Annotated in this window: 7 protein-coding genes; 3 read left to right on the top strand and 4 right to left on the bottom strand. The window is 59.4% G+C overall.

Features of this window, described 5'->3' with window-relative positions:
- Positions 1-153: 153 nt before the first annotated feature.
- Together HGP16_RS28920 and HGP16_RS28915 are read right to left on the bottom strand one after the other, a co-directional pair.
- Complete coding sequence (locus tag HGP16_RS28920; protein ID WP_168843389.1) at positions 154-1,140, bottom strand: NAD(P)H-quinone oxidoreductase; 987 nt, start codon at positions 1,138-1,140, stop codon at positions 154-156.
- A 12-nt stretch (positions 1,141-1,152) separates the two neighbouring features.
- Positions 1,153-1,689, bottom strand: coding sequence for a hypothetical protein (locus HGP16_RS28915; protein WP_168843388.1), 537 nt, complete (start codon positions 1,687-1,689; stop codon positions 1,153-1,155).
- 116 nt (positions 1,690-1,805) lie between these two features.
- Here HGP16_RS28915 and HGP16_RS28910 point away from each other — a divergent pair, with 116 nt between their 5' ends.
- Positions 1,806-2,720, top strand: coding sequence for a LysR family transcriptional regulator (locus tag HGP16_RS28910; protein WP_168843387.1), 915 nt, complete (start codon positions 1,806-1,808; stop codon positions 2,718-2,720).
- A gap of 346 nt (positions 2,721-3,066) precedes the next feature.
- On the top strand, positions 3,067-4,827 hold the full coding sequence (gene arsA, locus HGP16_RS28905) for an arsenical pump-driving ATPase (protein ID WP_168843386.1): 1,761 nt from the start codon (positions 3,067-3,069) through the stop codon (positions 4,825-4,827).
- 53 nt (positions 4,828-4,880) lie between these two features.
- Here arsA and arsH read toward each other — a convergent pair whose 3' ends face one another.
- On the bottom strand, positions 4,881-5,594 hold the full coding sequence (gene arsH / locus HGP16_RS28900; protein ID WP_312867350.1) for an arsenical resistance protein ArsH: 714 nt from the start codon (positions 5,592-5,594) through the stop codon (positions 4,881-4,883).
- A gap of 41 nt (positions 5,595-5,635) precedes the next feature.
- On the opposite strand from arsH, the gene HGP16_RS34260 reads away from it, so the two are divergent.
- Complete coding sequence (locus HGP16_RS34260) at positions 5,636-5,998, top strand: hypothetical protein (protein WP_246705626.1); 363 nt, start codon at positions 5,636-5,638, stop codon at positions 5,996-5,998.
- Here the strand turns inward: HGP16_RS34260 and HGP16_RS28890 are convergent.
- Complete coding sequence (locus tag HGP16_RS28890) at positions 5,995-7,641, bottom strand: acetolactate synthase large subunit (protein WP_168843385.1); 1,647 nt, start codon at positions 7,639-7,641, stop codon at positions 5,995-5,997. The two genes, HGP16_RS34260 and HGP16_RS28890, sit on opposite strands and share 4 nt — an antisense overlap.
- Between the last annotated feature and the right edge of the window lie 30 nt (positions 7,642-7,671).

Here is a 7,671-nt window from a genome sequence, read left to right as displayed (position 1 = left end):
ACGAGAGTAGTGGTCTGCGCTTGAGATTGATCTGCTGTCATCGGCATGGTTGGCCTCCAGAGAGTTTTCTAGCGACCTCACTCTGCCACCGTGCAGGCCGCTACTCACCCCTGATGGGATCTCAAGGCGCGGGTAGCACATCCCAGGCCTGTGTCATTCATGAAAATCCGTAAGAACAACCTTCCCGAACAATCCGCCGGCCTCCATCCGGCTTTGGGCATCCGATACAGCGGTGAGCGGATACGTCGCTCCAATGACCGGCTTCAGCTCGTGGCCAACCCTCGGCAGTACGTGTTCCCTGAACCGGCCGATCATCGCTCGTTTTTCTGACCGTGACCTGGATTTCATCACCGTGCCGATCAATTGCAGGTGGTTGTGAAGAACGAGGTCGAGGGGAATGATGGCGTTGTTATCGCGGCCGAGCAGGCCGACCTGGACAAGCCGACCGCCCGGCGCAAGGCTGCGAATGTTGCGGGCGAGGTAGGACCCGCCGACAAAGTCGATAATCAGATCGACGCCACGAGGGGCAGTGGTATCAACGATTTCCGCCTCGAAGTCCGCCTGCTTGTAATCGAAAACTGCATCCGCGCCGAGTGTCAGCACGTTTTCGATGTTGCTTGCAGATGCCGTGGCCAGCACGGTCGCCCCGGCGGCCTTTGCGAGCTGGACGGCAGCCGATCCGATACCGCCTGCAGCAGCATGAACGAGGACGGTCTCACCTTTTGCGACTTTCCCGAGATTTGAAAGCGCCTCCCAGGCCGTCACGAAGCTCTCCATGACCGCGGCTGCATCGGTGAAGGACATGCCGGCTGGAATGGCAGCGGCCAATCCGCTGTCGAGACGCGCATATTGGGCATAGGCGCCGCCGCCGACGATGCCCATGACACGCTCTCCGACTGCAAAGCCGGTCACCGCGTCACCCATGGCAATGACTTCTCCAGCGACCTCAAGCCCGAGAGTAGTGCTGTCGCCGTAGCTTTGCGAGCCATAGACACCTTCCCGTTGCAGGAGGTCGGCTCGGTTGACGCCAGCCGCCATCACCTTGACCAGAAGATCGTCGGGGCGTACTTCGGGCATGGACGCTTCGCCAAGCCGCAGGACATCCGCGGTTCCGAAGTCATCGAATATGATCGCTTTCATCGCAACGGCTCCTTATTTCGAAAGCGCTCGCCGGGCGATGCTTGCAGCAAACAGTGGTGTCTCGCGGCTGTTGTGGTCGCCGCCTGCGGCCTGACGGGCTGCCGCGGCCTCTTCGTAGCTGACATCATGCTCTTCGATGAAGCGCATGAACGCATCCGTCGGGTGCGCGGTGACCTTGTTGGTATAGCGGGTCCTTCTGTCGTCGATCTTCTCGGCGATCAGTTCCCAGATGACGTTGACCTTCGTGCGCCCATTGGCTGTGAACACATCCGAGATCGAGTTCATGCGGCAATAGGCCGGCTCGGCGACTTCGGCCACATAGTGCTGTACGACCAGGCCCGAACCGATCTGCTCGACATTGATCGACATCCGACGGCCGTCGTCGGTCCAGGTGACGCCGGCAGCGATATGATCGGGCGGGCAGCAGCGAAGATATTCGGCTTCGGGCAGGTTGAACAGCCAGTCAGCAATATCGATCTGTTCGAGCGGAACGTCGATCTCGGCGGAATAGGCGGACTGGGAGAGAATTGTATCGAGGACCTTGACCATAGTAGTGTTCCTTCTGTTTGTTGGGCGTTCGCCCGTTCACGAGAAGGAAAGTGCGCCGAATGCCTGCAGATGATAACGAACTGAATGGTCGAAACGGTTTTGCGTCGTAGGCAAAGATGAGGGACCCACGCTTCGCCGAACATCTCGCGGTTTACGTCGATGTCGTCCGAACTGGGAGCTTTTCGGCTGCGTCTCGGCGCCGGGCCGTCACGCCCTCGGCTGTCGTTCGACAGATCGATGCATTGGAGCAGGATCTGGGTGTTGCTCTCCTTGTTCGCTCGACACGGGCGCTGTCTTTGACGGATGCGGGACGTCACCTTTTTGAGCGCGCCCAGCGCCTGCTTGACGATCTGGCGGATACCCATTCCGAGGTCGCCGCTTTCGATGGCGCGGTCAGCGGCACGTTGCGGGTCGCCTGTTTCCCGACTTTCGGAAAGCGCTACGTCATCCCCGTTCTGGCATCTCTCGCGCGGGAATATCCAAGCCTGCATGTCGAATTGGATCTCACCGAAAGGCTGGCCGACCCGGTCGCAGAGCGGCTCGATCTGGTGGTGAGGATGGGTGATCTACAGGACAGCTCGCTGATAGCCACCAAGTTGGCGCCTCTTGATCGCATCGTCGTGGCGAGCCCTGCATATCTTGAGCACTACGGCGTGCCGGAAAGTGCAGATGCGCTTCGCCAACATCGTGTCCTCGATAAGCTCCATGGCAACGATCTTCTCGGTTGGTCTAATATTCTTGGCGCGCCGACAGGGGAAGCGTGCGAGCGCGTCGTATTCCGGTCCGACGATTTTGAAGCGCTGAACGCGGCTGCGATCGCCGGGATGGGGGTGGCGTTCCTACCGAGCTGGGTCTCGGGGCCTTCCGTCCAGGTGGGTGATCTTGTCCGCCTATCGCTGTCGGGCGAAGCATGGAATGAACGGCCTTCCGGGATATACCTTCTTCGGGCGCTTCAAGTGCCATCTGCGAAAATCAGAGCATTTACCGAGGCGCTCAAAAATCATATCGGAACACCGCCGCGCTGGAGCTAAGCTTCCCATGAAAGGAAGCTTGTCAGCTTAAAAGTATGAGCTGGCGGCTGATTGTTACCGGTTATGGTGTTCGATTCCAATCAAGGCGAAGATGCTGCTCCAGCATCTGCTTCGACGCCCTCTACGGTTCTCGCTCAACGACGGCTTAGCGCCTCTATTTCTGCCGTTGTTACCGCAAGCGCGCTTGACCAAAAACGGCCATCAGCGTTGTCTCGTTCGTCTAGCCGGCAGAATCCCGAGAGGTGTGTCAATTCATATTTCTATATTCTTGGAAATAGAAATCGATTGAGTTCGGTCAAGGCATAGAGGTCGCAATGCGCTACTCCTTGTCGTGAAGGAGGCGATCATGCCCGTAAGACACCTGCTAACGAACCCCTCGCGTTACCTTTTCTTTACAGGGAAGGGTGGTGTGGGAAAGACCTCACTCAGTTGCGCGAGTGCGATCGCACTTTGTGATGGTGGCAAACGCGTTCTTCTGGTCAGCACCGACCCGGCGTCGAACCTCGACGAAATGCTCTCGACGCGGCTCTCGGGTATTCCGACCCCGGTCGGCTCCGTGCCGGGCCTGTTCGCCATGAACATTGATCCGGATTTCGAGGCAGACGAGTACCGGAAGCGGGTTCTGGAGCAGATGGAACATGAGGCTTCCCCACTTCAGCGGGAGACCGTCCGCGAGCAGCTTTCCGGAGCTTGTACCACTGAAATCGCCGCTTTCGACGCGTTCGTAGGTCTCCTCGCGGACGATTGGGCAGAGTACGACCATATCATTTTTGACACCGCGCCCACCGGGCACACGCTGAGGCTTCTCAGTCTCCCCAAGGCATGGACGGGTTTCCTGGCAGGAAACGACCGAGGGGCGTCGTGTCTAGGTCCGCATTCGGGTCTCAAGATGCAAGAGAGCAGGTTCCGCGCCGCACTTGCCTGCCTCGGCGACGAGCGGCGAACCACGATCGTGCTCGTGACGCGGCCCGACACAGCCGCGATTAGGGAAGCGGCGCGAACTTCCGGCGAACTGATGGAACTTGGATTGGGCAACCAGATTCTGGCGCTCAACGGTACGTTCATCGCCACCATGCGTGACGATCCGGTCGCCATCGCTCTCGAGCGATACCAGGAGGGCGCGATCAAGAGTATGCCGGCGAAACTCTCGCGACTGCCGCGGGACGAATATCCGCTGCTGGGCTTCGATATGGTCGGTCTCGATGCGCTGCGAGCGTTATTCGGCACGCAGCGGCCAGTGCCTGCAGATGTGGCGAAAATCTCAGTGCAATCCGCGGAACTGCCGCCCTTGTCCGCGCTCGTCAACGAGATCGCCGCCGGAAAGAAGGGTCTCGTGATGGTCATGGGGAAAGGTGGGGTCGGAAAGACGACTATTGCCGCCGCCGTGGCAATCGGGCTGGTCGAGCGTGGTCATTCCGTCCACCTCACCACCACCGACCCAGCCGCGCATCTCTCCTTCGTAGTCGATGGCAACATGCCGGGATTGACTGTCGATCGGATCGATCCGTCCGCGGAAACACAACGCTATATCGAGAAGATCATGTCCACGCGCGGCCGTGATCTGGATGACCATGAAAGGGCGCTGTTGCGGGAAGACCTGGAATCTCCCTGTACGGAGGAGGTCGCGGTATTCCACGCCTTTTCGAGAATCGTCGCCGAGGCGCGCGATGCCTTTGTCATCGTCGACACCGCTCCGACCGGGCACACACTTCTTCTGCTCGATGCGACGGGGGCCTACCATCGGCAGATGACTGCGCAGATGGCGGATGTTCCCGGGCGAATCGTCACGCCATTGATGCGGCTTCAGGACCCCGATTATACGCGCGTCATTCTTGTCACCTTGCCCGAGACGACCCCGGTGTCCGAGGCGTCCGCGCTACAGGAGGATTTGCGGCGGGCGAAGATCGAGCCCTATGGCTGGGTGGTCAACCGGACGATGTCGGAGAGCGGAACCCGGGATCCGCTACTCTTGTCTCGCATCGTTGGAGAGCAGGCCCAGATCGCTCGCGTGAAGGGCAAGTTGGCCAAACGTGCCTATATCGTGCCGTTCCAATCCGACCCTCCCGTCGGCATTGAGATGATCGCGCGGATCGTCACAGACCGATGATGAATGCTCAGGAATTCAGGGAGATCCAGACCTTGGATGCCTAGAAGAGTTGATTACGTCGCCGCCTTCAGGTCTGTCCGCGCCTCCAGTTTGGATGCTTCTTCCGTGCGCTCGCTATAACGATCGGTGAGATACGATGAGCAATCGCGGGTCATCCACGTGAACTTCACGAGTTCCTCGCAGACATCCACGACGCGGTCGTAATAGGAGGAGGGTTTCATCCGGCCGTCCGCGTCGAATTCCTGATAGGCCTTGGCGACCGAGCTTTGGTTCGGGATCGTGATCATCCGCATCCAGCGGCCGAGCAAACGCAAGGTGTTGACGGCGTTGAAGGACTGCGAGCCGCCAGACACCTGCATGACAGCGAGCGTCTTGCCCTGTGTCGGCCGGATCGCGCCGATGGAGAGCGGGATCCAGTCTATCTGCGCCTTCATGATGCCCGTAATCGCACCGTGGCGTTCCGGACTGACCCAAACCTGACCCTCCGACCATTCCGACAACGCCCGCAGTTCCTGCACCTTGGGATGGCTCACCGGGGCATCGTCAGGAAGGGGCAGGCCGGACGGATCGAAGAACCGCACCTCGGCCCCGAAGTGCTCCAGCAGGCGACCAGCCTCCTGCGCGAGCAGGCGGCTATAGGACACGGCGCGCACCGATCCGTAGAGGATCAGGATGCGCGGCGGATGGGTTGAGAACGCAGGACGCAGAGCCTGAAGGTCGATTGCGCAGAGAACCGTGCGGCGGCCGTTCAGCGCGTTGGAGGCAATGACGGCGGCGCCACCTTCATCATCCACCTGCCACTGGGAGAGTGGACATCGATCTGATGCAAACCTCTCGTGGTTTCGGGGTTCCTCTTTTCGACTATAAAGCCGAGCGGCCGAGCTTGGACCAATGGACCGACGCAAAAGGCCCGGACGGTATAGAGGTTTATCGTCGGGAAAATAACACGTACAGCATGGACGGCCTGCCGAGGGGGGTGTTCGATGACACCTGGTCGGGCCGCGAGCAATTTCCGCACCGGCTGGATCGGATCGCGATCGTCACCAAGGTCGCCCTCACGACAGACGCCTTCTTCCAATGGGCCATCCGCCATTCCCCGCAGCCGCCCGATCGATCTGTGCCATCCGAGCTCGCATCAAATCTCAAAGGCAGTTGGTGTACTTCGCATTAGTGGATGTCCTCGACCACCGGCAGCCTCTCCGCCAACTCTCGGACCAGCACGCGATCGTTCTCTGAGTAGTCTATCGGAACTTCGACAAGATGCACGCCGCCCATCTTGAACGCGTTGTTCAGGGTCGATTCCAGATCTTCGATGCGCTCGACGCGTGTGCCCTTTGCACCATACGCCTCGGCGTATTTGACGAAATCGGGGTTTCCAAAGGTCATCCCGAAGTCGGTGAACCGGTCGATTGCCTGTTTCCACCGGATCATACCGTACGCATTGTCCCTGATCAGGAGGATGACAAAGTTCAGCTGCAAACGCACTGCGGTTTCAAGCTCTTGGCTATTCATCATGAAACCGCCGTCCCCACAGACAGCCATGACGCGCCGGGTGGGGTAAAGCATAGAGGCCATCATTGCGGAGGGTAACCCGGCTCCCATCGTCGCCAAAGCATTGTCGAGAAGCAGAGTATTCGCGACCTCAGGCCGGTAATTACGAGCGAACCAGATCTTGTACATGCCATTGTCCAAGGCAACGATTCCATCGGGCGGCATTACCGCGCGGACATCGTGGACGATCCGTTGCGGAGTGAAGCGAGCTTCGAGCTCCCGATCAGCAACGCGCGCGCGGATCCCTCGTCTGAGATAGATCAGCGCCTTTGCGTTCGGCAGATTGCCTTCGAGCCGGTCCGCAAGGATCTTGAGAGTTGGCCCGAGGTCCCCAATTACCTCAGCCTGCGGGAAATAGACCTGCTCAACAGTGGCGGGCTGGTAACCGACATGAACGACCTTTGCTCCGTGGCCGCCCATGATAAAGGGAGGCTTCTCGATTGTGTCATGTCCGATCGTGATAATCAGGTCGGCCCGTTCGATGGCCTCGTGAATATAGTCTCGTTCGGAAAGAGCGGCAGTGCCCAGGTAGAGCTCCAGGCCCCCGGGGACGGTTCCTTTGCCCATCTGTGTCGTAAAATAGGGTATTCCGGTGCGAATGACGAAGTTTGCAAGGTCAGCCGTCGATCGCGGACGCGACGCTGCCGCTCCCAGCATAATCAGCGGCCTCTCTGCAGCTGCGATCATCGCCGCCGCCCGGTCCACCGCCTCGGCGCTCGCCACCGGAAGATCAAGATCATGCGTAGGAACCATTGCAACCTCCCCACCTTCTTCCGCGGCGATATCCTCGGGCAATTCGAGATGCACTGGACCTGGGCGCTCTTCCTGTGCGATCCGGAAGGCTTCCCTAACCACGGTCGGAACCATCTTCGGGGAGACAATCTGCCGGGTAAGCTTTGTCAGCGGCTTCATACTGGCGACGACATCGACAACCTGGAAACGTGCCTGTCGGGAAGACAGCACGCCCTTTTGTCCTGTGATGAGGATCAACGGCATCGCGCCAAGAAGGGCGTAGGCTGCTCCTGTCGAAAAGTTCAAAGCGCCCGGTCCGAGCGTGGAGATGCAGACGCCTGGCTTTCCGGTCAGCCGTCCATAGGTTGCTGCCATAAAGGCTGCCGCCTGCTCATGACGTGTCACGATCAACTCGATCGAGGATTTCCGCAGGGCCTCGACCACAAAGAGGTTTTCCTCTCCGGGGATGCCAAATATTTTCTCGACGCCCTCATTCTCAAGGGCTCGAACGAGGAGTTCCGCGCCATTCATAGCCAATCTCCAAAGTAACCCGGCCCCCTG

This window comes from Rhizobium sp. P40RR-XXII, from assembly GCF_012641405.1.
GTDB lineage: Bacteria > Pseudomonadota > Alphaproteobacteria > Rhizobiales > Rhizobiaceae > Rhizobium.
Note: the sequence above shows the minus strand (reverse complement) of the source record. Positions and strands in the feature narration are given on the sequence as shown.